We start from the raw sequence: 23,011 nt of genomic DNA, 5'->3' as shown, positions 1-23,011 counted from the left end.
ATTGCAGTTATAAACATCTAAGAATCAATAACCAATGTTGGAAAGCGGTACTAGCTCTGACTTGAAAACCGGCGTTTAGTTCCAGAAAAAAGAATTAGCTCGCTTTGGGTTCTTCGATTTTCTCTGGTTCGTCTTTCAGCAATCCTGTTGCGCCGTTGGCGTAATCGCGTGGCTGATCCTGGATGTCGCCAGTATCTGCGACGGCTTCCAGCGTACTGATCCTACGCGCAAACGGGTTGTCCTGATCCGGAAGATTAGGCATTAGCTCGCTGGATGTTTTTGCCATGTGCTCATAGAGCTTGCTGTAATCTTTGGCAATGTTATCCAATAGCTCCGAGCTGCAGGCAAAATGATCAACGAGTTCCTGACGGTACTGTTCCAGCTCGTATTTTGACTTATCCAGGTCTTTCTTTAGCTCTTTTTGTTGTTTGAGGCTCTTATTACCCAGGCGGGCGGCAAAAGCCCCGACAATTGCACCTGCGGCAAAAATGAGTAGCGCATAAATCCAAGCCATGAAAAACTCCTTGTGACTTTATGAATACCAAGTTGTTTATGTCGGTCAAAGACAATGTGGCGGCACGCCAGTTTGCTGGGCATGCCTGGTCCTACGGGTCTGTCCTTTGTATACCAGATTGTTTAATTGGCGCTGAATGCCAGCCAACTAATTTGTTTCGTATAGTTACTATACATGCACAAACGTTGCCATGGTACTATCTGATGCCAAAGATGGGATGAATTGGGTAACAGTAAAGGATGACTCCACAACAACAATATCAACGCGATCTCCAGCAGCCTGACTTTATTGCCGACCCGGCGCAGGCCATGGCGGTCTCATACCTCGAAGCACTCTATCACCGCATGCTGGCTCCCAGAGTGCAGGCTAAGCCCTCCCTGGTGCAACGGCTATTCAAGCGGGACAAAGAAACCAGTGTTACACCGGTGAAGGGGATCTACTTCTGGGGAGGAGTCGGGCGGGGCAAGACCTATTTAGTTGATACCTTTTATGAGTGTTTGCCGACTGATCGCAAAATGCGGGTCCATTTCCATCGTTTTATGCATCGGGTACACCAGGAGATGCAGCAACTGTCGGCACAGTCAGATCCGCTGGAAACCGTGGCTGATCGCTTCAAGGCCGAGACCGATATTATTTGCTTCGATGAGTTTTTTGTTTCAGACATTACTGATGCCATGATTCTGGGCACCCTGTTCGAGGCATTGTTCCGTCGCGGCATCACGCTGGTGGCGACGTCGAATATCCCGCCGGATCAGCTCTATCGCAATGGTCTGCAGCGGGCGCGTTTTTTGCCGGCGATAGCATTAATCGAGCAACATTGCGATATCGTCAATGTCGACTCCGGCGTGGATTACCGCCTGAGAACGCTTGAGCAGGCCGAAATCTACCATTATCCGCTCGATGCCCAGGCGGAAAAGAACATCGCGCAGTATTTCACCCAGTTGAGTGTCGAACCAAGAAGCCAGGGGAAAGAGATAGAGATCAACAACCGGATGCTGCCGACCCGCCACGAGGCTGACGGGGTTGTGCACTTTACCTTCCGGACCTTGTGCCAGACAGCCAGAAGTCAGAATGACTACATGGAAATCGCCCAAATTTATCACACTGTACTGGTCTCGGAAGTGATCCGGATGGGGGAGAAGGAAGATGATGCCGCCCGGCGCTTTATCGCTATGGTCGATGAGTTTTACGAGCGAAATGTAAAGCTTATTATGTCGGCAGAGGTGGATTTGATGCAGCTTTACCAGAATGGCCGCCTGGAGTTCGAGTTTAAGCGCTGCTGCTCCCGCCTGATAGAAATGCAGAGCCATGAGTACCTGGCCAAACCGCACCTGGCCTAGCGCCAGCCCTGTATGGGCAGAGCTTGAGCCGCGATAGACGAAACCTGCCGGGCTTGCTATTGCTATGAGGCTTAGGTGAGTTTGCTGGATGAAATCTGGTGAAAAGTCGGTAGTTTAAGCGCTAAAAACTGACCGTTAGCTGATGAGAATAGCCGCGGGAGAAAAAAACGCATTTTTTTTTGAAAAAAAGGTGATTTTTTCTCCACCCTTCCCTATAATCTTGCGACCCACCGTACCTGTGATGGCGAAAGCCAGGAGCACCAACCGCTCGAAGGGGTGATGACTGGGCTCTTAACAGACGGAACGCAAGTTCCATAAGTGAATCAATTTTTAATTTTGGGTAAGAATTAGCATGAAAACTTTCGTTGCTAAACCAGAAACTGTAAAACGTGACTGGTACGTTGTTGACGCTGAAGGTAAAACTCTTGGCCGTCTAGCAACTGAAATCGCATCTCGTCTACGTGGTAAGCACAAGCCGGAGTACACTCCGCACGTTGACACTGGTGACTACATCGTAGTTATCAACGCAGAAAAAGTTGCTGTAACTGGCGCTAAGAAGACTGACAAAATGTACCACCACCACACTGGTTACATCGGTGGTCTGAAGTCAATCAGCTTCGAGAAGCTTATCGATAAGAAGCCAGAAATGGTTATCGAAACTGCTGTTAAAGGCATGCTTCCTAAAGGTCCTCTAGGCCGTGCTATGTACCGTAAACTAAAAGTTTATGCAGGTACAGAGCACAACCACGCTGCACAGCAGCCTAAAGTACTAGACATCTAATTGGGGAAGATGACAATGGCAGAGAATCAATACTACGGCACTGGTCGCCGCAAAAGCTCAGCTGCTCGCGTTTTCATTAAACCGGGTTCTGGCAACATCGTAATCAACAAGCGTAGCCTTGATGAGTACTTCGGTCGTGAAACTGCTCGCATGGTTGTTCGTCAGCCACTTGAGCTAGTTGAAATGACTGAAAAACTTGACCTATACATCACTGTTAAAGGTGGTGGTATCACTGGTCAGTCAGGTGCTATCCGTCACGGTATCACTCGTGCTCTTATGGAGTACGATGAGACTCTACGTCCTACTCTACGCGCAGCGGGTTACGTTACTCGTGACGCACGTAAAGTTGAGCGTAAGAAAGTTGGTCTACGTAAAGCACGTCGTCGTCCACAGTTCTCTAAGCGTTAATATTACGCTTCAGAATTTATATTCTGTTTACTGTGTACGAAAAGCTCAACCTTCGGGTTGGGCTTTTTTTTGTTTGTAAAAAACCACCATTTTCCCCGCCTGAACCCTTGAATTCCCTCGTGTCTACGTAAATTTGAAACAAAAAGAACATACCTCTCACATTTGTTGCGAAAAGGTAGCTTTATCTTGTCAAAAAGTGGGGTTTTCTTTATCATTTGGCGCGATAAACAACAGCTTGATAATGTAACAAACTATCTGTTGTTTCATTCCGTTGAAAGTTAGCCGTAAGCTCCAGGGACGCCAAAGGACATAATAATAATCCAGAGCGGGAGCACATGGGAGAATGTTGGATGAGCAATGCGCCAGTAAGTAACGGCCGCCGCCGCTTCCTGACTGCGACAACTTCGGTTGTTGGAGGCTTAGGTGCAGTCGCTGTAGCTGTGCCTTTTATCAAATCTTGGAACCCGAGCGCGAAAGCTAAAGCCGCCGGTGCGCCAGTTGAAGTTGATATCAGTAAGTTGGAAGATGGCCAAATGGTACGCGTCGAGTGGCGCGGTAAACCGGTTTGGGTCGTGCGTCGTAGTGATGCAATTTTAGAAGAGTTGGGTGGCCATGATAGTGATCTTCGTGATCCGTCATCAGATGAGCCGCAGCAACCTGAGTATGCCCAGAATAAATTTCGTTCAGTTAAACCTGAAATCTTTTTAGCCGTAGGTATCTGTACGCACCTCGGCTGTTCCCCTACCTATCTGCCTGATAGCTTTAGCGAGCAGGTGAGTGGTGTCACAGCAGGCTTTTTCTGCCCGTGTCATGGCTCTAAGTTTGATATGGCCGGCAGGGTATTTGCGGGGGTACCAGCACCGCTCAACTTGGTGGTACCGCCTCATACATTCCTGGATGACAATACCATTCTGGTCGGTGTAGACGAGGAGACAGCCTAATGGAAGCACTACTCGGTTGGATTGAAAAACGCTTACCCATGATGGATGCGTACAAAAAGCATCTGTCTGAATACCCGATGCCGAAGAACTTTAATTTCTGGTATCTGTTCGGTTCGCTGGCCATGCTGGTACTGGTTAACCAGATTATTACCGGTATCTGGCTGACAATGAACTATGTTCCTTCTGGTGAGGGAGCATTTGCCTCCGTCGAGTACATCATGCGTGATGTCGAATACGGCTGGCTACTTCGTTATATGCACTCGACAGGCGCCTCGGCGTTTTTCGTCGTTATCTACCTGCACATGTTCCGCGGCTTGATCTATGGTTCCTACCAGAAGCCTCGTGAGCTGCTGTGGCTGTTCGGTATGCTGATCTTCCTGGTACTGATGGCAGAAGCCTTTATGGGCTATCTGTTGCCTTGGGGACAGATGTCATACTGGGGGGCGCAGGTAATCATTTCACTGTTTGGTGCTATTCCTGTTATCGGTGACGACCTGACGCTTTGGATCCGTGGTGACTACGTGATCTCGGGTGCGACACTGAACCGCTTCTTCGCACTGCATGTTATTGCCTTGCCTATCGTTCTTCTGCTGCTGGTTGTGTTGCACATTCTGGCTCTGCACGAAGTGGGCTCGAACAACCCTGATGGTATCGATACTAAGCTACCGAAAGGCAGCAAAGGGGAAGGCTATAAAACTCAGTTCCCGTTCCACAAGCAGTACAGCGGCAAGTACGACATTATCGATTCGATTCCGTTCCACCCGTACGGTACGGTTAAGGACATGGTCGGTATCGCGGTATTCCTGTTCTTCTTCTGCTACGTGTTGTTCTTCAATCCGGAGATGGGCGGTTACTTCCTTGAGCCACCTAACTTTGAGGCGGCCAACCCGCTGAAGACACCTGAGCACATTGCACCTGTATGGTACTTCACTCCGTTCTACGCCATCCTGCGTGCGGTACCGGACAAGCTACTGGGTGTTGTTGCGATGGGTGCGTCGATTGTGGTGCTGTTCCTGTTGCCATGGCTGGATCGCTGCAAGGTTCGTTCTTACCGTTACCGCAGCAAGTTCCACCTGATCAATATTGCGCAGTTTACCGTGAGCTTCGTTGCGCTGGGTATTCTGGGTGCACTGCCGGCGACGCCAACGTATACCCTGCTGGCGCAGATTTTCAGCCTGGGTTACTTCATGTTCTTCGTGTTGCTGTATTTCTACAGTAAAAACGAAGCGACCAAACCGCTACCAGAGAGGGTGACATTCAAATGAAGAAGTTGATTGTAATGCTGCTAGCTCTGCTGCCTGCAATGGTGATGGCGGCTGGCGGTAACGTGCATTTAGATGATGCGAACAATGATCTGTCGGACAAGGCTTCGCTTCAGCGCGGTGCCAAGACCTTCATGAACTACTGCTTTGGCTGTCATGCCACGCAGTACCAGCGCTATGAGCGTGTGGCGACGGATATCGGTATCCCGCTTGATCTGATGAAAGAGCATATGGTCTTCGACAAGGACGCCAAAATTGGTGACCTGATGACCAATGCGATTCCTGAGGAATATGCCGCCGCTTCGTTTGGTGCGCCAGCACCGGACCTGACGCTGGTTGCCCGCGTTCGTGGTACCGACTGGCTCTACACCTATCTGCGTTCTTTCTATGCTGACCCAAGCCGTCCGTTTGGCGTCAACAATGTGGTCTTCCCGAGTGTGGGTATGCCGCATGTGCTGGAAGAGCTGCAGGGTGTACCGACTAAAGTGTATGAAACTCGCCTGGTTGACGGTGAGGAAGTACAGGAGTATATCGGTATCGAGTCTGACGGAACCGGTGAGCTGAACGCCGAAGAGTATGACGAGGCGGTTCGTGATCTGGTTAACTTCCTGGAGTATTCTGCGGAACCTGTAAAACTGGAACGACAAAATCTGGGCTTATGGGTAATGGGCTTTTTGGTCATATTCTTTGTACTAACATTACTGTTGAAGAAAGAATATTGGCGTGATGTCCACTGATCAGGTAATCTAGTGGGTTAAGAATCTCGCAATGGGGGCTCGGGCCCCCGTTGCTTTTTGTGTATATAAGTATACTGGAGGGGTTAATGGCTGTTGCTGCCAATAAACGCTCTGTGATGACTCTGTATTCTGATGCTTCGGATATCTACAGCCATCAGGTGCGTATCGTACTAGCAGAAAAGGGTGTTAGTGTTGAAATTGAGCTGGTTGATCCAAACAACCTGCCTGAAGATCTACTGGACCTAAACCCGTACAACTCTGTTCCAACCCTGGTTGACCGCGAGCTTGCTCTTTACCAGGCCGGCATCATTATGGAGTACCTGGATGAGCGTTTCCCTCACCCACCTCTGATGCCTGTTTATCCTGTTGCTCGTGGTAACAGTCGTCTGATGATGTACCGTGTTGAGCGTAACTGGTACACGTTGGCAGAGAAGATAAACAAAGGTAATGCTGATGAAGCAGACAAAGCACGCAAGCAATTGCGTGAAGAGCTGCTGGCACTGGCACCTGTATTCGCTGAATTCCCATACTTCATGAGTGAAGAGTTTAGCTTGGTTGACTGCTATCTGGCACCGCTACTATGGCGCTTACCTGAAATGGGTATCGAGCTGACAGGTGCCGGGTCGAAAGAAGTGAAAGCATACATGACCCGCGTCTTCGAGCGTGATTCATTCCTTGCTTCTCTGACTGAAGCTGAGCGCGAAATGCGTCTGGCCGGCCAATAATGGATATGGAAAAAATGACGCCGCGCCGCCCTTATTTGCTGCGCGCGTTTTACGACTGGTTAGTTGACAATGATCTGACACCTCATCTGGTGGTGGACGCGACCTTGCAAGGTGTCAAGGTGCCGACGGAATTTGTCAGCGACGGTCAAATTGTACTGAATATCGCACCGCGTGCTGTCGGTAACCTAGAGCTGGGTAATGAGGCAATCAGCTTCAATGCCCGCTTTAGCGGTCGACCGCATTCTGTGATTGTGCCTATGTATGCAGCATTGGCTATCTATGCCCGTGAAAATGGTGCAGGAACCATGTTTGAGCCGGAACCGGCTTATGCTTCAGATATCGCAGATATTGAGCTGGCAGATGAAGCGCAGCAGTATGATGAGATTGTTGAGGAGGAAGAGACGCGTTCTCCTCTGGCTGAGGTAACGGAAGCCAGTGAGGACAGCGGCCCAGATGATGAGCCGCCTCGTCCGCGAGGCCGACCAAGCCTCCGCGTCGTGAAATAAAAAACGCAGCCGACTGGCTGCGTTTTTCTTTTGTGCTGTTTTCTGTAACAAGATACCGGGTAGTCGTTACTACGCAGCTCTGAAATTAGTTTTGGTATTCAAACACTTTGACGACTTTCTTTACCCCGGAGACGTTACGCGCAATCTCTGCGGCAATATTTCCCTGTTCACGGTTCACATAGCCGAGCAGGTAGACGGCCTGGCCTTCGGTGACGACCTTGATCGAGACATCGTTGAGTTTCTTGCTGCCGATGATCTGCGATTTGACCTTGGTTGTCAGCCAGCTGTCCTTGCTGACTTCACCCAGCTCTGGCAGCGGGCGGATCTGGATCTGGTTATAGACCGTATTTACATTGCTTAGCGAGCGGACCTGCTCCTCCAACTTTTGCTTGGTGGGCTGGTCGACCGACTGGCCGACGAGCAGTACCTTGCCGTCAATAGCGATCGCATTGATCCGGGCATGCTGGCGATACGGCGGCTTGTTGGCCAGGCCGCCGACTTCCATCTCGATCTGTTGATCAAACCACTGCTGCTTGGTAGTACGAGGATCGGACGCGGACAGTGCCGAGCAGCCCTGAAGAACAAATAGCGCGGCAATTAGCAGGGCTTGGTATATCTTCATTGCTTATCCTTCGTGATGCGGAAACAAAACCTTGTCGATGAGATCACACAGGCAATGGACCGTCAGCAGGTGGCCTTCCTGGATACGGGCGGTACGCTGCGACGGAATACGGATCTCGACATCCTGAACACCGAGCAGTCCGGCCATTTCCCCGCCGTCTTTGCCGGTAAGGGCAATGATGGTCATATCGCGGGTCAGCGCGGCTTCCATGGCCTTGATGATATTCTTGCTGTTGCCGCTGGTCGACAGGACAAACAGGATATCTCCGGCCTGGCCGAGGGCGCGAACCTGCTTGGAGAAGACCTCGTCATGATGGTAGTCATTGGCGACAGCCGTCAGCGTCGTGGTATCTGCGGTCAGTGCCAGGGCCGGCAGGCTTGGGCGCTCAGTTTCAAAACGGTTGATCAGACAGGAGGCAAAGTGCTGGGAGTTTGCCGCCGAGCCGCCGTTGCCGCAACATAGGATCTTGTTGCCGTTAAGCAGGCTTTGCACCATCACTTGTGCTGCCTGGGAAATGGCATCTGGCAGGGCTTCTGCAGCCGCTATTTGGGTCTGGATACTTTCTGTAAAACTTTCTTTAATGCTCTCTAGCATGATTAACCTTCAACTAGGGTGTTGGTAAACCACTCAATCTGGTGCTCGGGTCCCTGTATCGCCACGACATCAAACCTAAATTCAGTGTGTTCGACCGAAAAGCCGTTTTTCTGAAGCCAAAACAAAGCCGCGCGTTTTAGCTTCTGCTGTTTGCGCCAGTTTACCGCTTCTGCGGCGCTGCCGTAATCTGAATTTTGGCGGAATTTGACCTCGATAAAAACCCAGCAGGCCTTATCGCGCATGATGACATCAATTTCGCCGCTGCGGCATTGGAAATTGCGACAAACCGGCTTGAGCCCATGGCGGAGCAAAAATTGCTCCGCCATGGCTTCGTAGGCTTGCCCCTGCCGGCGTTTATTGAACGGGGTCAATGCCGTTACCGGAGAAGATAGCCCAGCTGATCTGGCGCTGGATCACGCACTGATCATCAAGGCTGAGCTGGCCTGTCTTGCCTTGAGTGGTGTAATTGTCGACCGCGCGCATCTGCGGCAGCTCGGCAATCATCTTATAGGCGTCCATCCCGAAGGCGTGCAGGCGGATATCGGTGTTTTTGGCATTAGGCCACAGTTCGTTGTAGCGCGCCATAAAGTTATGGTTGGCATCGACCAGCAGTGGAATATCACTAAATTCAATGCCTCTTAGCTCGCTGTTGTCGCCCTTGCTGTCCGGGTAGCTGCGAGAGCTGGCGTACAGCTTGGGTGGCTCGATGTCCGGGTTAATCGCAACTTCGATAAACGGTTTGAGCAGGGTCAGCTCATTCTTGTTGGCAACCAGGTAGACCGCATCGGTATCGCGGCGGCTGCGTGGCTGGGCTTCTAGCTCCAGGCCCAGTACCTGCTGCATTTGGTTGATGCGCGCCTGGCTTTCAGTCAGGCCGAAGACTGTCGCAATCTGCTGCTGGATTTGCTTGCGCGAGCTGAAGGAGCTGATTGCCGGTGACTTGCCGGTTAGCTGTTGCCATTGCTCGATAAAGGCGTTGCTGACACGCTCGCCAAAGCTGTTACTCGGCGCCAGTACCATCGGGTACTCGTGGCCTTTGGCAAACAGGTGTCGGGCGGCCTGCTCGGCTTCCTGCTCAGGTGATAGCGAGAAGTAACAGGCATTGGACTGGGTCATGCTGAGCTGCTCGGGCTCATTCAGGGCCAGCATGGTAATGTTGGTATCATTGTTGCGCTGGAAGTCGGTAATCTTCTCCTTGCGCAGTGGGCCGATGACCAGCTCAATACCGTCCTGTTCCAGTTTGCCAACAATCGAGCTGACAGGCTCGGCTTCGGTATCATAAATCGCCAGCTCGGTCTCGGCATCACGGCCGGTATCGTCGAGCATCGCGTTGATAAAGCCGTCCCTGACCGCCTTGCCGGAGTTCTCGTAGCGGCCTGACAGCGGCAGCAGCAGGGCGACATTGTTCAGCTGGGCAATTTCAAGCTCCATAATCGCCTGCAGCTCAGCGGGCAGATATTGGTTGGCCGGGTGATAGGGGTTTTTGGCCAGCCATTCTTCAACCGTGCTCTTGAGCTTGGCCGGGCGCTGCGAATAGGTGTTTTTGAGAATACTGAGCTGGACCCAGCCGCGCAGGACGGTTTCATCCTCGCTCAGCTTGGTTGCCTGTAACTGGTTATTGTTGTAGTGGGAAAGGTCTCGCCACAGGTTTTGCCAGTTGGCGCCTTTCTGCTCAGCCTTGAGGTACTGATCCAGCGCGGTCCGCTCGCGGGCAGCCTTGAATGACTGGTTGGTCTGGCCAAGCAGCTCGGCACGGAGCATGTGAAAGCGCAGGTACTGGCTGTCTGCCAGTGTCCACCATGGCTGGAAGTTCAGGGTATCGAGCGCAGACTGAGGCTGGCCCTGCTGATAACGCAGGGTCGCGCGTGCCAGTTGCCATTCGGCCATCTGGAGTGGGCTCATCGACAGCCGTCCCAGGTGGTTGGCCTGCTGTTCGGCCTGCGACCAGTTGCCTTCCTTAATCAGGGCCTTGAGGGCCAGAATGTGCCAGTCGATGCTTTCTGTTCCTTCGCTCGACTCGGCTTTGATCAGATAATTGGCTGACGTATCGGTCACGGCAGCGGTAATATCGGCGGTCACGGCCTGCTGTTGAGTTGGCGTCGAGCAGCCGGCCAAGATCACGGCGAGGGCTACAGGCGCTAATAGTCGTGATACACTTTTACGCTTATGGGTAAAATTGAGCATTGAATTCATTCAACTGTGACAAATTACTCTCTATATTAATTGCAGATGAGATCTTAGACAAATGAGTGAGACCAATTCATGCACGGTAGATGTCGCAACTTTGTACATCGTACCTACACCAATCGGTAATTTAGCGGACATCACGCAGCGTGCATTGGATGTATTAACAAATGTGGATTTAATTGCCGCAGAAGATACACGCCATACATCGCGCTTGTTGACACATTTCTCTATCTCAACCCGCACCTTTGCACTTCATGACCACAATGAGCAGCAAAAAGCTGATTATCTGATCGAGAAGCTACAGGCAGGCACGAGCATCGCCCTGGTCTCGGATGCCGGTACTCCCCTGATTAGCGATCCAGGATACCACCTGGTCAATCGTTGTCGTCAGGCGGGTGTCAAAGTTGTTCCTCTACCGGGCCCGTGCGCCGTGGTAACGGCATTGAGCGGGGCGGGTCTGCCGTCAGACCGCTTTAGCTTCGAAGGCTTTTTGCCGCCGAAAAGCAAAGGGCGCCGGGATCGCTTCCAGGAGCTGGCTGATGACGAGCGGACGATGATTTTTTACGAATCACCGCACCGAATCATGGACTCGCTGGCGGATATGCTGGCCGTGTTGGGGCCTGAGCGCCAGGTGGTGCTGGCCCGCGAGCTGACCAAAACCTATGAAACCATCCATGGTGCACCGCTGGGTGAGCTGGTGGAGTGGCTGGGCGAGGACAGCAACCGTACCCGCGGCGAGATGGTTCTGCTGGTGGCGGGCCACCGGGCGCAGAAAGACGACCTGCCGGCAGATGCATTGCGTACAGTGACCCTGCTGACCAAAGAACTGCCGTTGAAGAAGGCGTCGGCGCTGGCTGCTGAGATCCATGGTGTGAAGAAGAACGCGCTGTATAAGTGGGGACTGGAGAACCTCGATTAATTTATCGGGACCCGGGTCGGTACCTTTTTCGACCGTTTCGGCTTGTTGTGGGATATTTCACTGGTAACTGTGACCCGAGTCCTATACAATCCGTCGCCGGAGTTGGCTAAGGTAACCGCTGCCTCGTTGATGTCCTTTGGGAGACTGACGGGGGGGAGGAAAGTCCGGGCTCCATAGGGCAGGGTGCCAGATAACGTCTGGGGGGCGTGAGCCCACGACCAGTGCAGCAGAGAGTAAACCGCCGATGGCTCGCTTGCGAGTACAGGTAAGGGTGAAAGGGTGCGGTAAGAGCGCACCGCGCGGCTAGTAATAGTTCGTGGCACGGTAAACTCCACCCGGAGCAAGACCAAATAGGTCCCTAATGGCGTGGCCCGCGTTGGGGACGGGTAGGTTGCTTGAGCCTGTGAGCGATTGCAGGCCTAGATGAATGGTTACCACCGCGTAAGCGGGACAGAACCCGGCTCATCAGCCAACTCCCCTCTTTTTGCATAGAAGGTGGTGCCATGCTTTGGAAACAAAGCGGGCATCACCTTTTATCGTTTTAGGGCTCAATTTCACAAAATTGAATTAATTAGCCCGTATCTGCCTAGTATCAATGTAAAACCTCCATATAGCATTATTATTTGTTTGTCAGAAATCGGGGCTCTCGCTTGACAACTTTTTTGTCTCATACGTACACTTTGCGGTGGGATTTTGCGGGAAAAGCCGTTTTTAACGATAAATAAATGTGCTTAATTACCTAATGCTATGAATTGGCAGGGTTATTTTCCTTCTGAATATACACTTTCAGGCTGAGGTTGTCGCAGCATACCTGGACATCCTTGGTTGGCTTTCACTACAGCTGAACTTATTTTTATGTCTGAACAATTTGAGCACGTTTCCGTTTTACTCCATGAGTCTGTAGACGGCCTGGCTATTAAACCTGATGGAATTTATGTCGACGGGACTTTTGGCCGTGGTGGACACAGCCGATTGATTTTATCTCAGCTCGGTGAAAATGGTCGTCTATACAGTATTGACCGCGACCCGCAGGCGATTGCCGAAGCACAGAAAATTGATGATCCGCGCTTTACGATTATCCATGGCCCGTTTTCAGGTCTGGCTAAATATATGGAAGAGCGTGATTTGATCGGCCGGGTAGACGGTGTGCTATTGGATCTTGGCGTGTCATCGCCGCAGCTGGACGATGCCGAGCGAGGCTTTAGCTTTATGCGTGACGGCCCGTTGGACATGCGAATGGATCCGACCTCCGGTGTTTCTGCGGCCGATTGGCTGGCAGAGGCGGACGCCGACGATATTGCCTGGGTATTGAAAGAGTTTGGTGAGGAGCGGTTTGCCAAGCGCATTGCCCGTGGCATTGTCGCGCACCGCGAGAACCCGGAAAAAGAGCCGCTGACACGTACCACACAGCTGGCCAGCCTGATTGCCGAGGTCTCCCCTTTCAGGGATAAGCATAAACACCCGGCAACCCGTAGCTTCCAGGCTATCCGTATTTACATCAACAGTGAGCTGGAAGAGATTGATACGGCATTGCACGGCGCAGTTAAAGTATTGGCTCCGGGCGGCCGATTGTCTGTGATCAGTTTCCACTCGCTGGAAGACCGGATGGTAAAACGCTTCATTCGCAAGCAGAGCAAAGGGCCGGAAGTGCCGGCAGGCCTGCCGTTGACCGAAGATCAGATCAAGGCGCTGGGTACGGCTGACTTGAAGACGGTCGGCAAGGCTATCAAGCCGTCGAAGTCAGAAATTAGTGATAATACGCGCTCGCGCAGTTCAGTGTTGCGACTGGCTGAGCGCGTATGAGTTCGGCACCGGAACCCACAGAGAGCCTGGCTCGCCTGATCGCACGGGATCTCGTGTCGGTAGGGCGGGTACCGTCGGTGCTGCTGGTTCTGGTGCTTGTTTCTGCCCTGGGGGTGGTATTGATCACCCATCATTCACGCCAGCTGATCGCCCAGCAGGAGCAACTGTTGATTGAGCGGGATCAGCTGGATATCGAATGGCGAAATCAGATCCTTGAGGAAAACTCCCTGGCGGAACACAGTCGGATCGAGCGACTGGCCGAGAAGGCGCTCGAGATGAATCGCCCTTCCAGAGACAGTGAAGTCGTCGTACAGTAATAGGTTTGATGAATATATTTAAGCGCCAGCAATCAAAGAATCAGCGTCGCCAAAAAGCGCCACCGGTTTTTATCCCGTGGCGCTTTGGTGTTATATGCGGTTGCGTTGTATTGGCTTTGGTGGCCCTGGTTGGCCGGGCGGCCTACATTCAGGTGCTGGAGCCGGGCAAGCTGATACAGGAAGGCGATATGCGCTCGCTGAGGGTCAAGGCCATGCCTTCGGCCCGCGGGATCATTTCCGATCGCAACGATGAACATCTTGCTGTCAGTGTGCCTGTTCAGGCCGTCTGGGCCGATCCGGTGCAAATCTATAAAAACGGGGGGATCCAGGTACCGGAACGCTGGTTCGCGCTGGCGGATGTCCTTGGGCTGGATCGCCAGAAGCTGCTTGCCCGCCTTGAAAAAAACAAAAAGCGCCGTTTTATCTACCTCCAGCGTCAGGTCAGCCCGGCGATGGCGTCCTATGTCAACAAGCTTAAGCTGCCCGGCGTCGGCCTGAAGGATGAATCTCGCCGCTTTTATCCCGCCGGCGAAGTCAGTGCTCACCTGATAGGGGTTACGGGGATCGACAGTCATGGCCTTGAAGGTGTCGAAAGTACTTATGATGGCTGGCTGACTGGTGAACCGGGCCGCAGGACGGTACGCAAAGACCGTTATGGCCGGGTGGTTGAAAATATTTCCCTCAAGAAGCGCGAGCCGGGTCAGCCGCTGACCCTCAGTATCGACCAACGTTTACAGGCCGTTGCCTATCGGGCGGTCAAACAGGCGGTTGCCGACTATCAGGCTACCTCTGCGACGGTGGTGATGGTCGATGTACGTACCGGTGAGGTACTGGCGATGGTCAATGCCCCTTCCTATAACCCGAACAACCGTAACCAGCTACAGAGCTTCAGGATGCGTAATCGCTCCATTACCGATGCCATGGAGCCGGGGTCGACAATCAAACCGTTTGTGGTCTTGGCCGCCATGGAAAATGGTGTGGCTGACGAAGATACCATTATCGATACCGGTAACGGCCTGATGCAGGTCGGTGGTAGCCGGGTCAGGGATGTGTCCCGGGTCGGCAAGGCCAACCTGGCCAAAATTCTCCAGAAATCCAGTAATATCGGGGTCAGCAAGCTGTCCCTGGCGATGCCGATCGATGCTGTGCTGGGCATGTACAGCAGCGTTGGCCTAGGGGATGCTTCGGGGATCAACCTGATTGGCGAAGCACAGGGCTTTTTCCCGGATCGCCGTCGCTGGTCGGATTTTGAAAGGGCAACACTGGCCTTCGGGTACGGGATCTCCGTGACGCCGATTCAGCTGGTACGCGCCTATGCCACGCTTGGGGCGATGGGCGTGAACCGCCCGCTGTCGATCCTGAAAACGGAAGATGTTGTCCCGGGACGTCAGGTTGCCTCGGTAGAAAATACACGCAAACTACTGAATATGCTGGAGATGGTAACCGGCGAAGAGGGCAGCGCCAAACGTGCTGCTGTACCGGGCTATCGCGTCGGGGCGAAAACCGGTACCGCCAAGAAAGCGGCGGCGGGTGGATATAGCGATGAATACATTGCAATGACCGCCGGGCTGGCACCGATCAGCAATCCTCGCCTGGCGATGGTGGTTGTAGTGAATGAGCCACAGGGTGACAAATATTATGGTGGCGCCATTGCGGCACCCATTTTTTCGGAAGTGATGGAAAGTGCACTTCAGATTTTGAATGTTCCGCCGGATGCCGGAACAGGTGAACAGTTGAATATCGTCAATAACAGAGGCAATGCGCATGCCGGTACTTAATCAGAATAATAAAGTGGGAGCGTTGCTGTCTCCATGGGTGGCAGCACTGCCTGCCGAGCTTGCCGATCTCGAGTTAACCGGGATGACACTGGACAGCCGTCAGGTACGTACCGGTGAGATGTTTGTGGCGGTTAACGGCCATGCGGTGGATGGACGGCGGTTTATCCCTGCTGCAATCGAGGCGGGCGCGGCTGTGATCTTGGCGGAGGCTGACGAGAGTAATGATAACGGGACGGTGATAAACCGGGGCGGGATCGCGATTGTATATCTCTATCAGCTTGGACAGCAGTTGTCAGCGATAGCCCGCCGCTTCTATAGTCAGCCTGATGAGCAGTTGAAGCTTGTCGCTGTCACAGGAACCAACGGTAAAACCACTATCAGCCAGTTGCTGGCACAGTGGGCCGAGCAGCTTGGCTATTGTGCCGGGGTGATGGGCACAACCGGTAACGGTTTGCTGCAGCAGTTGAAGCCGGCCGTTAATACCACCGGCAGTGCGATTGAAATTCAGCAGGTACTGGCCGGCCTAGTCGCTGACGGCGCCAGTTTTGCGGCGATGGAGGTCTCCTCCCATGGTTTGGTGCAGGGACGAGTCAGGGCCTTGGATTTTGCCGCCAGGATCTTCACCAACCTGAGCCGGGACCATCTTGATTATCATGGTGATATGGCCTCTTATGCTGCCGCCAAGAAAATGTTGTTTACCAACCATAGCTCAGGCGTCGCCGTTATCAATGCCGATGACGAGGTTGGCCGCGAGTGGTTGCTCACTTTACCGGAAGCGGTCGCGGTTGCCAGTGATAAATCCCGTTTGAGTGAGCATGCTGGCCATGCCTTGTGGCTTGAACAGGTGGAATACAGTACCCGTGGCGTGACCGTCTGTTTTGACTCCTCATGGGGTGGCGGGCAGTTTACCGCCCCGTTAGTCGGCTCGTTTAACGTGATGAACCTGATGCTGGCGCTGGCGACGCTGCTGGCTACCGGACATGCCTTACCACGTCTGCTGGAGACCGCACCAAAGTTGCAGGCAGTGATTGGACGAATGGAAGTTTTTCAAAAGTCTGACAAACCTATGATGGTTGTTGATTATGCTCATACCCCAGATGCACTGGAAAAAGCCTTGCAGGCTCTTCGGGTGCATTGTCGCGGTAGGCTGTGGTGTATTTTCGGTTGCGGCGGTGATCGTGATAACGGTAAGCGCCCGATGATGGCGGACATTGCTGAGCGTCTGGCTGACCAAATCATTCTGACCGATGACAACCCGCGCAGCGAAGACCCTGCCACTATAGTGGCAGATATGCAGGCCGGACTGAAACAGCCGGAGCTGGCCACTGTGATCCATGATCGCCATGCAGCCTGTAAGTGGGCACTGACCCATGCCGGGGCAGACGATATTGTGCTGGTTGCCGGTAAGGGCCATGAAGATTATCAGATCCTTGCTGACCGGACTATTCACTACTCCGACCGTGAAACTGTCGAGGAACTACTGGAGAATAATGCATGATTGAAGTTCAGCTTTCACTGTTGGCTGAAGTACTTGAGGCTGAACTGATAGGCGGTGACGCAGGTATTGCCGAGGTGTCGACGGATACCCGTAACATTGCGGATCAGACCCTGTTTATCGCGCTCAAGGGCGAACGTTTCGATGCCCATGATTTTTGCCAAAATGCCAAGGATAATGGGGCTTGCGCATTGTTGGTGAGCAAACACTTACCTGTCGAGCTGCCACAGCTGGTGGTTAAAGATACCCGCCTGGCACTGGGACAGCTCGGCGCCTGGCTTAAGGCGAGAATGCAACAGCAGTATGGCCTGAAGACGCTGGCACTGACAGGCAGCTGCGGCAAGACCACGGTCAAGGAAATGGTTGCCGCGATCCTGAGCCAGAAAGGCAAGGTGCTGGCGACCGGCGGGAACTTCAATAATGACATTGGTGTTCCCCTGACGCTGTTGCGGCTGGAGCCTGAACATGAATTTGCGGTGATTGAACTGGGAGCCAACCACCAGAAGGAAATCTCCTATACCACAGCACTGGTGAAACCCCAGGTTGCGCTGATCAACAACCTGGCCGCCGCGCACCTTGAAGGATTCGGCTCGCTGCAAGGGGTTGCCAAGGCTAAAGGCGAGATTTTTGAAGGCCTTGCGCCTGGCCGGGAAGACAGCGCGGTGGCGACGACGGCCATTATCAATCTTGATTCGAATGAACTGGCCATGTGGCAGCCTGCACTGGCCGGTCATCGGGTGGTGACTTTCTCTACCACCCAGTCCGATGCTGATTTCTCGGTAAGTGACATATTTATTAACAGTCTGGGGCGAGCTTGTTTTACAATGCGCACCCCTGACGGTGATGTGCCTGTCGAGCTGACCTTGCCGGGTGCCCACAATATTGCCAATGCGCTGGCTGCCGCTGCGCTCAGTATGGCAATGGGAGCGACACTGGAGCAGATCAGGCAAGGGTTGGCAGAGGTGAAAAACGTCAAGGGGCGAGTCGATATTACCTCGCCGCGTTCGGGGCTTCGCCTCATCGACGATACCTATAATGCCAGCGTGGCTTCGGTGAAGGCTGCGATTGATCTGCTTGCCACTTTTTCGGGCCAGCGCTGGTTTGTGCTTGGTGATATGGCAGAGTTGGGTGATGACAGTGCAGCCCTGCATCGAGAAGTCGCTGAGTATGCCCTGGCAAAACAGCTGGATCAGGTGCTGACATTTGGCCAGGCCAGTGCCGTGGTCAGTGAAATGAATCACGGACAACATTTTGATGATAAATCAGCTCTGATCAGCTTGCTGAAGGAACAGCTACATCATCAACAACTTAATTCACAACATACAGAAATTACAGTGTTGGCAAAGGGAGCACGTAGTTCCCGAATGGAAGACGTTATTGCTGCACTGCAGGAAAATGCATAATGATATACTGGTTAGCTGACTTATTAGAGTCCACGTTCCCTTTTTTCCGTCTGTTTGAGTATCTGACGTTCCGTGCGATTGTCAGTGTGCTGACGGCATTGCTGCTCTCGCTGTGGATCGGTCCGCGTTTGATTGCCCGTCTGCAGCTGCTGCAAATCGGACAGGTTGTACGCCATGACGGCCCTGAGTCGCACTTTAGCAAGCGTGGAACACCGACGATGGGGGGCATCATGATCCTGGCGGCGATAGCCATCACCGTATTGCTGTGGGCTGATCTGTCTAACCCTTATGTCTGGGCGGTGCTGACCGTCATGCTGGGCTACGGTGCTGTCGGTTTTGTCGATGATTATCGCAAAGTGGTCCGTAAAAACACCGATGGTCTGATTGCGCGCTGGAAGTACTTCTGGCAGTCGGTGATTGCCTTTGGTGTCGCCTTTGCCCTGTATGTGCATGGTCAGGACACAGTGGCAACGCAATTGGTAGTGCCTTTCTTCAAAGATGTGATGCCACAGCTTGGTCTGTTTTATATTGTCTTCACCTATTTTGTCATTGTCGGTACCAGTAACGCAGTAAACCTGACCGATGGTCTCGACGGTCTGGCAATCATGCCGACGGTTATGGTGGCGGCCGGTATGGCATTCATTGCCTGGGCAACCGGCAACGTGAACTTTGCCAGCTACCTGCATATTCCTTATCTGAAAGATGCCAGTGAACTGGTCGTTGTCTGTACGGCAATTGTTGGTGCAGGTCTGGGGTTCCTTTGGTTCAACACCTATCCGGCACAAGTCTTTATGGGCGATGTGGGCTCGCTGGCTCTGGGCGGGGCGCTGGGGACGATTGCCGTGCTGGTACGTCAGGAGCTACTCCTGGTGATCATGGGCGGTGTATTCGTGATGGAAACCGTATCGGTGATCCTGCAGGTCGGTTCGTACAAGCTGCGTGGTCAGCGTATTTTCCGTATGGCGCCGATCCATCACCACTATGAACTCAAGGGTTGGCCGGAGCCGCGGGTTATTGTCCGTTTCTGGATCATTACCCTGATGCTGGTTCTGATTGCATTGGCAACTCTGAAGGTACGTTAAATGAATGGCTTAGACGGTGCAAAAAAGGTTGTGGTTATCGGCCTGGGAATGACCGGGCTGTCGGTGGTCAACCACCTGCTGCGTCAACCTGGCGAGATGGATATTAAAGTGATCGATACCCGTCCGACACCGCCTGGGCAAGATAAGCTGCCGCCGCAGGTTTCACTATGCAGCGGGAGCTGGAATATGGACTGGTTGCTGGCCGCAGATATGATTGTGGCCAGCCCCGGTATCGCCCTGGCAACCCCTGAGCTGGTGACAGCTGCAAAGGCCGGCATTGAGATAGTTGGCGATATCGAGCTGTTTGCCCGGGCGGTTAACAAGCCGGTTGTGGCAATCACCGGTTCGAACGGAAAAAGTACCGTTACCAGCCTGGTCGGTGAAATGGCCAGGGAAGCCGGGATCAATGTGGGGGTCGGCGGCAATATCGGTTTTGCAGCCCTGGATATGCTGGCGCAGGACCATGATCTCTACGTCCTCGAATTATCCAGCTTTCAGCTCGAAACAACTTCTTCACTGCAGTTAAAGGCGGCGGTGTACCTCAACCTTTCCGAAGATCATATGGATCGTTATGACGGTCTGGCAGACTACAGCCGGGCCAAAATGCGGATCTTTGACCATGCCGAGCTGGCGGTGTTTAACCGTGATGATCTGGCTACCCGCCCTGCGGCTTTTGCCGGTGAGATAACCAGTTTTGGCTTTGATTCCGAAGCCTATGGCCTGATTAGCATTGATGGCGAGGAATACCTTGCTGCGTCGCAGCAGCCGGTGATGGCAACCCGGGAGATAGCCCTGGTTGGCCGTCACAACGTTGCCAACAGCCTGGCGGCACTGGCGCTGGCCGATGCGGTAGATATTGAGCACTCGGCGGCATGCCGGGCATTAAAGCGATATAACGGCCTGGCCCACCGGTGCCAGCTGGTGGCCAGCTACCATGACGTACAGTGGGTGAACGACTCCAAGGCAACCAATTTGGCCAGTACGCTGGCTGCACTAAAAGGACTGAGCCTATCCGGCAAGCTGCACCTGCTGGTTGGGGGCGATGGCAAAGGGGCGGATTTTTCTGAACTTAAGCCTGTATTAGCTGACTTAGATGTACAGCTATACTGTTATGGGCGGGACGGCTATCAGTTTGCCCCGCTTGTTGAAAAACCGTTATCGGTCGAGACCATGGAGCAGGCAATGATTATAGCGGCAGAAACAGCTCAGGCTGGTGATATGGTGTTGTTATCGCCGGCATGTGCCAGCTTTGACCAGTTTCCGAACTTTATGGCCCGGGGCGATGCCTTTGTCTCACTGGCGACCGAGTTGCAATTCAAAGTAGCCGGAGTGAGTTGATGCTGGGGGCGTTCAGAGAGAGTTGCGCATCTGTCGCTGAATGGCTGACAAGACCGGCAGCACCCAGCATGTATGACCGTCAGCTGGTGTGGATTGCACTGGCATTGATGGTGACCGGGCTGGTGATGGTGACGTCTGCCTCCGTGCCTGTTGCAACTCGACTGACCGACATGCCTTTCTATTTTGCATTGCGTCACGGCTTTTTTCTGGCTTGCTCGTTGGTCATTGCCGGCTTTATGGTGCAAATCCCGCTTGAACGCTGGCGACAGTTTAGTGTGCCCATGTTGCTGGTCTCGATTTTATTGCTGATAGCCGTGCTGGTCGTCGGACGGTCGGTCAATGGTGCCGCTCGCTGGATCCCGTTGGGAGTATTTAACCTCCAGCCGGCCGAGGTGGCAAAGCTGTCGCTGTTTATCTTTTTGGCCGGTTATCTGGTCCGCCAGTACCATCAGGTTCGCGATAGCTTCTTTGGGTTTATCAAGCCGCTGGTCGTGCTGGCTGTGCTGGCCGGCTTATTGCTGCAGCAGCCGGATCTGGGCTCATTCGTCGTGATGTTCGTTACCACCGTCGGTATGTTATTCATTGCCGGCGCCAAACTATGGCAGTTCCTGGCGATGCTGGCAGCTGCGATGATGGGAATAGCCCTACTGATTGTTTTTGAGCCGTATCGTCTGCGTCGGGTTACTTCGTTTATGGACCCGTGGGAGGATCCTTTTGGTAGCGGTTACCAGCTCACCCAGTCGCTGATGGCTTTTGGCCGCGGGGACTGGCTGGGGCAGGGGCTGGGCAACTCGATTCAGAAACTGGAGTATTTACCTGAGGCACATACGGATTTCGTGTTTGCCGTCCTGGCTGAAGAAGTCGGCCTGATCGGGGTGACGGTTGTACTGTTGTTGATTTTTTCCCTGGTTTTTAAAGCGCTATTTATCGGCCGAAAATGCTTGCAGTCAGGACAGCTGTTTGGCGGTTTTCTGGCATTTGGCTTTGGCTTCTGGTTTGCCTTCCAGACTCTGGTCAATGTAGGAGCGGCCGCAGGGCTGGTCCCGACCAAGGGGCTGACACTGCCGCTGATCAGTTACGGTGGCTCCAGTTTATTTATCATGGCAACGGCAGTCGCCATATTGATACGCATTGATCATGAGCAGCGTCTCGCTGCCAAGTATGGTCCTGCAGAAGAATTAGATGATGACGACAATGAACAAGAATAAACGCCTGCTGGTGATGGCCGGTGGCACCGGTGGCCATGTTTTTCCCGGACTTGCCGTGGCCAAGAAACTGCAGCAAGAGGGATGGGATATTCGCTGGCTGGGGACTGCCGACCGGATGGAGGCAGATTTGGTGCCTAAACATGGTATCGAGATTGACTTTATCAAGGTGAAGGGGCTGCGGGGGCAGGGTATTGCCCGCTTGCTGACGGCACCGTTTAAGATCCTGGGGGCGATTTTACAGGCGCGTCAATATATCAAAGCCTGGCAGCCCGATGCGGTATTGGGCATGGGCGGCTATGTCAGTGGTCCGGGTGGCGTTGCGGCTTGGCTTTCTGGTGTACCGGTTGTCCTGCATGAACAGAATGCTGTGGCAGGGCTGACAAATCAATGGCTTTCCCGTATTGCCTCAAAGGTATTACAGGCATTTCCGGGAGCTTTTGCCGATACCGAGGTTGTCGGTAACCCGGTGCGCAAGGATGTGACCTTGCTGCCGGCGCCGAGCGAGCGTTTTGCCGGGCGTCAGGGGCCAGTCCGTATTTTGGTAATGGGCGGCAGCCAGGGCGCGCGTATATTGAATCAGACGATGCCGGAAGTGGCTGGCATCCTAGGCGATAAGGTGACCATCTGGCACCAGGCGGGCAAAGGCAGCCTCGATACCACCGAACAGGCTTACAGAGACAAAACAGAAACGGCGCACAAGGTAACCGAGTTTATTGATGATGTTGCGACAGCCTATGCATGGGCGGACATTGTCGTCTGCCGCTCCGGCGCTCTGACGGTATCTGAACTATCGGCTGCCGGCGTCGGCGCCATCTTTATCCCGTTTATGCACAAAGACCGCCAGCAGGCATTGAATGCCGATCACCTGGTGCAGTGCGGGGCGGCGAAAATGATTGAGCAAATGGATCTGACCGCACAGGGCCTGGCAGAAGAATTAAACCAATTAGACCGTGGCTCGCTTGTCAAGATGGCAAGTGCTGCGCGTGATGCAGCGATCCTTGACGCCGACGTGCGCGTTGCCGATGTGATCAAGTCGCTGGCAAATAAATAA

23 protein-coding genes and 1 other RNA gene are annotated in these 23,011 nt (G+C 53.3%); 19 read left to right on the top strand and 5 right to left on the bottom strand.

All coding sequences use genetic code 11. The features are described from left to right. Positions 1 to 94 precede the first annotated feature (94 nt). A complete protein-coding gene (gene zapG / locus BIT28_RS04170; protein WP_075762379.1) occupies positions 95 to 514 on the bottom strand; it encodes a Z-ring associated protein ZapG in 420 nt (139 codons plus the stop codon). Positions 515 to 753: 239 nt separating this feature from the next. Here zapG and zapE point away from each other — a divergent pair, with 239 nt between their 5' ends. The 8 genes from zapE (at position 754) to sspB (ending at position 7,214) form a co-directional block, all read left to right on the top strand. Then, entirely contained in the window at positions 754 to 1,854 is a 1,101-nt protein-coding gene (gene zapE, locus BIT28_RS04165; protein ID WP_075762378.1) for a cell division protein ZapE, read from the top strand. A 352-nt stretch (positions 1,855 to 2,206) separates the two neighbouring features. Next, positions 2,207 to 2,635: a 50S ribosomal protein L13 gene (rplM, locus tag BIT28_RS04160; protein ID WP_075762377.1), complete on the top strand. Its 429-nt coding sequence runs from the start codon at positions 2,207 to 2,209 to the stop codon at positions 2,633 to 2,635. A gap of 15 nt (positions 2,636 to 2,650) precedes the next feature. After that, complete coding sequence (gene rpsI / locus BIT28_RS04155; RefSeq protein WP_075762376.1) at positions 2,651 to 3,043, top strand: 30S ribosomal protein S9; 393 nt, start codon at positions 2,651 to 2,653, stop codon at positions 3,041 to 3,043. 350 nt (positions 3,044 to 3,393) lie between these two features. Next, positions 3,394 to 3,984, top strand: a complete 591-nt coding sequence (gene petA / locus BIT28_RS04145) for a ubiquinol-cytochrome c reductase iron-sulfur subunit (protein ID WP_075762374.1) — start codon at positions 3,394 to 3,396, stop codon at positions 3,982 to 3,984. Beyond that, entirely contained in the window at positions 3,984 to 5,249 is a 1,266-nt protein-coding gene (locus BIT28_RS04140) for a cytochrome b (RefSeq protein WP_075762373.1), read from the top strand. The genes petA and BIT28_RS04140 overlap by 1 nt, the downstream gene beginning before the upstream one ends. Then, a complete protein-coding gene (locus BIT28_RS04135) occupies positions 5,246 to 5,983 on the top strand; it encodes a cytochrome c1 (RefSeq protein ID WP_075762372.1) in 738 nt (245 codons plus the stop codon). The genes BIT28_RS04140 and BIT28_RS04135 overlap by 4 nt, the downstream gene beginning before the upstream one ends. Before the next feature lie 86 nt (positions 5,984 to 6,069). After that, a complete protein-coding gene (gene sspA / locus BIT28_RS04130; RefSeq protein ID WP_075762371.1) occupies positions 6,070 to 6,708 on the top strand; it encodes a stringent starvation protein SspA in 639 nt (212 codons plus the stop codon). Beyond that, positions 6,708 to 7,214 (top strand): ClpXP protease specificity-enhancing factor, encoded by a 507-nt coding sequence (gene sspB, locus BIT28_RS04125; protein WP_075762370.1) that lies wholly within the window; start codon positions 6,708 to 6,710, stop codon positions 7,212 to 7,214. The genes sspA and sspB overlap by 1 nt, the downstream gene beginning before the upstream one ends. 85 nt (positions 7,215 to 7,299) lie before the next feature. On the opposite strand, the gene BIT28_RS04120 is transcribed toward sspB, so the two are convergent. The 4 genes from BIT28_RS04120 to BIT28_RS04105 are packed head-to-tail and all read right to left on the bottom strand — an operon-like array spanning position 7,300 to position 10,614. Next, on the bottom strand, positions 7,300 to 7,836 hold the full coding sequence (locus tag BIT28_RS04120; RefSeq protein WP_075762369.1) for a BON domain-containing protein: 537 nt from the start codon (positions 7,834 to 7,836) through the stop codon (positions 7,300 to 7,302). Between the two features lie 3 nt (positions 7,837 to 7,839). After that, the gene (locus tag BIT28_RS04115; protein WP_075762368.1) at positions 7,840 to 8,430 is read right to left on the bottom strand and encodes a phosphoheptose isomerase; all 591 of its coding nucleotides are present in this window, start codon (positions 8,428 to 8,430) and stop codon (positions 7,840 to 7,842) included. A gap of 2 nt (positions 8,431 to 8,432) precedes the next feature. Then, positions 8,433 to 8,801 (bottom strand): YraN family protein, encoded by a 369-nt coding sequence (locus BIT28_RS04110; RefSeq protein WP_075762367.1) that lies wholly within the window; start codon positions 8,799 to 8,801, stop codon positions 8,433 to 8,435. Beyond that, entirely contained in the window at positions 8,785 to 10,614 is a 1,830-nt protein-coding gene (locus BIT28_RS04105) for a penicillin-binding protein activator (protein ID WP_075762366.1), read from the bottom strand. The genes BIT28_RS04110 and BIT28_RS04105 overlap by 17 nt, the downstream gene beginning before the upstream one ends. A gap of 61 nt (positions 10,615 to 10,675) precedes the next feature. Between BIT28_RS04105 and rsmI the strand changes: the two genes are divergently transcribed. From rsmI to murG, 11 genes are all read left to right on the top strand, one after another. Beyond that, positions 10,676 to 11,536 (top strand): 16S rRNA (cytidine(1402)-2'-O)-methyltransferase, encoded by an 861-nt coding sequence (rsmI, locus tag BIT28_RS04100; protein ID WP_075762365.1) that lies wholly within the window; start codon positions 10,676 to 10,678, stop codon positions 11,534 to 11,536. 98 nt (positions 11,537 to 11,634) lie between these two features. Continuing rightward, an RNA gene (gene rnpB, locus BIT28_RS04095) (RNase P RNA component class A) lies at positions 11,635 to 12,017 on the top strand. Between the two features lie 374 nt (positions 12,018 to 12,391). Beyond that, positions 12,392 to 13,339 (top strand): 16S rRNA (cytosine(1402)-N(4))-methyltransferase RsmH, encoded by a 948-nt coding sequence (gene rsmH, locus BIT28_RS04090; RefSeq protein WP_075762364.1) that lies wholly within the window; start codon positions 12,392 to 12,394, stop codon positions 13,337 to 13,339. Then, positions 13,336 to 13,656, top strand: coding sequence for a cell division protein FtsL (gene ftsL, locus BIT28_RS04085; RefSeq protein WP_075762363.1), 321 nt, complete (start codon positions 13,336 to 13,338; stop codon positions 13,654 to 13,656). Before rsmH ends, ftsL begins: the two co-directional genes overlap by 4 nt. An 8-nt stretch (positions 13,657 to 13,664) precedes the next feature. Beyond that, positions 13,665 to 15,434: a penicillin-binding transpeptidase domain-containing protein gene (locus BIT28_RS04080; RefSeq protein WP_075762362.1), complete on the top strand. Its 1,770-nt coding sequence runs from the start codon at positions 13,665 to 13,667 to the stop codon at positions 15,432 to 15,434. Then, complete coding sequence (murE, locus tag BIT28_RS04075; protein ID WP_075762361.1) at positions 15,421 to 16,932, top strand: UDP-N-acetylmuramoyl-L-alanyl-D-glutamate--2,6-diaminopimelate ligase; 1,512 nt, start codon at positions 15,421 to 15,423, stop codon at positions 16,930 to 16,932. The genes BIT28_RS04080 and murE overlap by 14 nt, the downstream gene beginning before the upstream one ends. Then, positions 16,929 to 18,332, top strand: a complete 1,404-nt coding sequence (gene murF / locus BIT28_RS04070; protein WP_075762360.1) for a UDP-N-acetylmuramoyl-tripeptide--D-alanyl-D-alanine ligase — start codon at positions 16,929 to 16,931, stop codon at positions 18,330 to 18,332. Before murE ends, murF begins: the two co-directional genes overlap by 4 nt. Next, a complete protein-coding gene (mraY, locus tag BIT28_RS04065) occupies positions 18,332 to 19,414 on the top strand; it encodes a phospho-N-acetylmuramoyl-pentapeptide-transferase (RefSeq protein WP_075762359.1) in 1,083 nt (360 codons plus the stop codon). Before murF ends, mraY begins: the two co-directional genes overlap by 1 nt. After that, positions 19,415 to 20,752, top strand: coding sequence for a UDP-N-acetylmuramoyl-L-alanine--D-glutamate ligase (gene murD, locus BIT28_RS04060; protein WP_075762358.1), 1,338 nt, complete (start codon positions 19,415 to 19,417; stop codon positions 20,750 to 20,752). After that, a complete protein-coding gene (ftsW, locus tag BIT28_RS04055; RefSeq protein ID WP_075762357.1) occupies positions 20,752 to 21,960 on the top strand; it encodes a cell division protein FtsW in 1,209 nt (402 codons plus the stop codon). The genes murD and ftsW overlap by 1 nt, the downstream gene beginning before the upstream one ends. After that, positions 21,947 to 23,011, top strand: coding sequence for an undecaprenyldiphospho-muramoylpentapeptide beta-N-acetylglucosaminyltransferase (gene murG / locus BIT28_RS04050; RefSeq protein ID WP_075762442.1), 1,065 nt, complete (start codon positions 21,947 to 21,949; stop codon positions 23,009 to 23,011). Before ftsW ends, murG begins: the two co-directional genes overlap by 14 nt.

Source organism: Photobacterium proteolyticum (assembly GCF_001939735.1).
GTDB classification, from domain to species: Bacteria; Pseudomonadota; Gammaproteobacteria; order Enterobacterales; family Vibrionaceae; genus Photobacterium; species Photobacterium proteolyticum.
Note: the sequence above shows the minus strand (reverse complement) of the source record. Positions and strands in the feature narration are given on the sequence as shown.

Bases quoted from the DNA above. Each gene is read 5' to 3' on its own strand.
- zapG (WP_075762379.1), bottom strand. From the start codon at position 514: ATGGCTTGGATTTATGCGCTACTCATTTTTGCCGCAGGTGCAATTGTC.
- zapE (WP_075762378.1), top strand. From the start codon at position 754: ATGACTCCACAACAACAATATCAACGCGATCTCCAGCAGCCTGACTTT.
- rplM (WP_075762377.1), top strand. From the start codon at position 2,207: ATGAAAACTTTCGTTGCTAAACCAGAAACTGTAAAACGTGACTGGTAC.
- rpsI (WP_075762376.1), top strand. From the start codon at position 2,651: ATGGCAGAGAATCAATACTACGGCACTGGTCGCCGCAAAAGCTCAGCT.
- petA (WP_075762374.1), top strand. From the start codon at position 3,394: ATGAGCAATGCGCCAGTAAGTAACGGCCGCCGCCGCTTCCTGACTGCG.
- BIT28_RS04140 (WP_075762373.1), top strand. From the start codon at position 3,984: ATGGAAGCACTACTCGGTTGGATTGAAAAACGCTTACCCATGATGGAT.
- BIT28_RS04135 (WP_075762372.1), top strand. From the start codon at position 5,246: ATGAAGAAGTTGATTGTAATGCTGCTAGCTCTGCTGCCTGCAATGGTG.
- sspA (WP_075762371.1), top strand. From the start codon at position 6,070: ATGGCTGTTGCTGCCAATAAACGCTCTGTGATGACTCTGTATTCTGAT.
- sspB (WP_075762370.1), top strand. From the start codon at position 6,708: ATGGATATGGAAAAAATGACGCCGCGCCGCCCTTATTTGCTGCGCGCG.
- BIT28_RS04120 (WP_075762369.1), bottom strand. From the start codon at position 7,836: ATGAAGATATACCAAGCCCTGCTAATTGCCGCGCTATTTGTTCTTCAG.
- BIT28_RS04115 (WP_075762368.1), bottom strand. From the start codon at position 8,430: ATGCTAGAGAGCATTAAAGAAAGTTTTACAGAAAGTATCCAGACCCAA.
- BIT28_RS04105 (WP_075762366.1), bottom strand. From the start codon at position 10,614: ATGCTCAATTTTACCCATAAGCGTAAAAGTGTATCACGACTATTAGCG.
- rsmI (WP_075762365.1), top strand. From the start codon at position 10,676: ATGAGTGAGACCAATTCATGCACGGTAGATGTCGCAACTTTGTACATC.
- rsmH (WP_075762364.1), top strand. From the start codon at position 12,392: ATGTCTGAACAATTTGAGCACGTTTCCGTTTTACTCCATGAGTCTGTA.
- ftsL (WP_075762363.1), top strand. From the start codon at position 13,336: ATGAGTTCGGCACCGGAACCCACAGAGAGCCTGGCTCGCCTGATCGCA.
- BIT28_RS04080 (WP_075762362.1), top strand. From the start codon at position 13,665: ATGAATATATTTAAGCGCCAGCAATCAAAGAATCAGCGTCGCCAAAAA.
- murE (WP_075762361.1), top strand. From the start codon at position 15,421: ATGCCGGTACTTAATCAGAATAATAAAGTGGGAGCGTTGCTGTCTCCA.
- murF (WP_075762360.1), top strand. From the start codon at position 16,929: ATGATTGAAGTTCAGCTTTCACTGTTGGCTGAAGTACTTGAGGCTGAA.
- mraY (WP_075762359.1), top strand. From the start codon at position 18,332: ATGATATACTGGTTAGCTGACTTATTAGAGTCCACGTTCCCTTTTTTC.
- murD (WP_075762358.1), top strand. From the start codon at position 19,415: ATGAATGGCTTAGACGGTGCAAAAAAGGTTGTGGTTATCGGCCTGGGA.
- ftsW (WP_075762357.1), top strand. From the start codon at position 20,752: ATGCTGGGGGCGTTCAGAGAGAGTTGCGCATCTGTCGCTGAATGGCTG.
- murG (WP_075762442.1), top strand. From the start codon at position 21,947: ATGAACAAGAATAAACGCCTGCTGGTGATGGCCGGTGGCACCGGTGGC.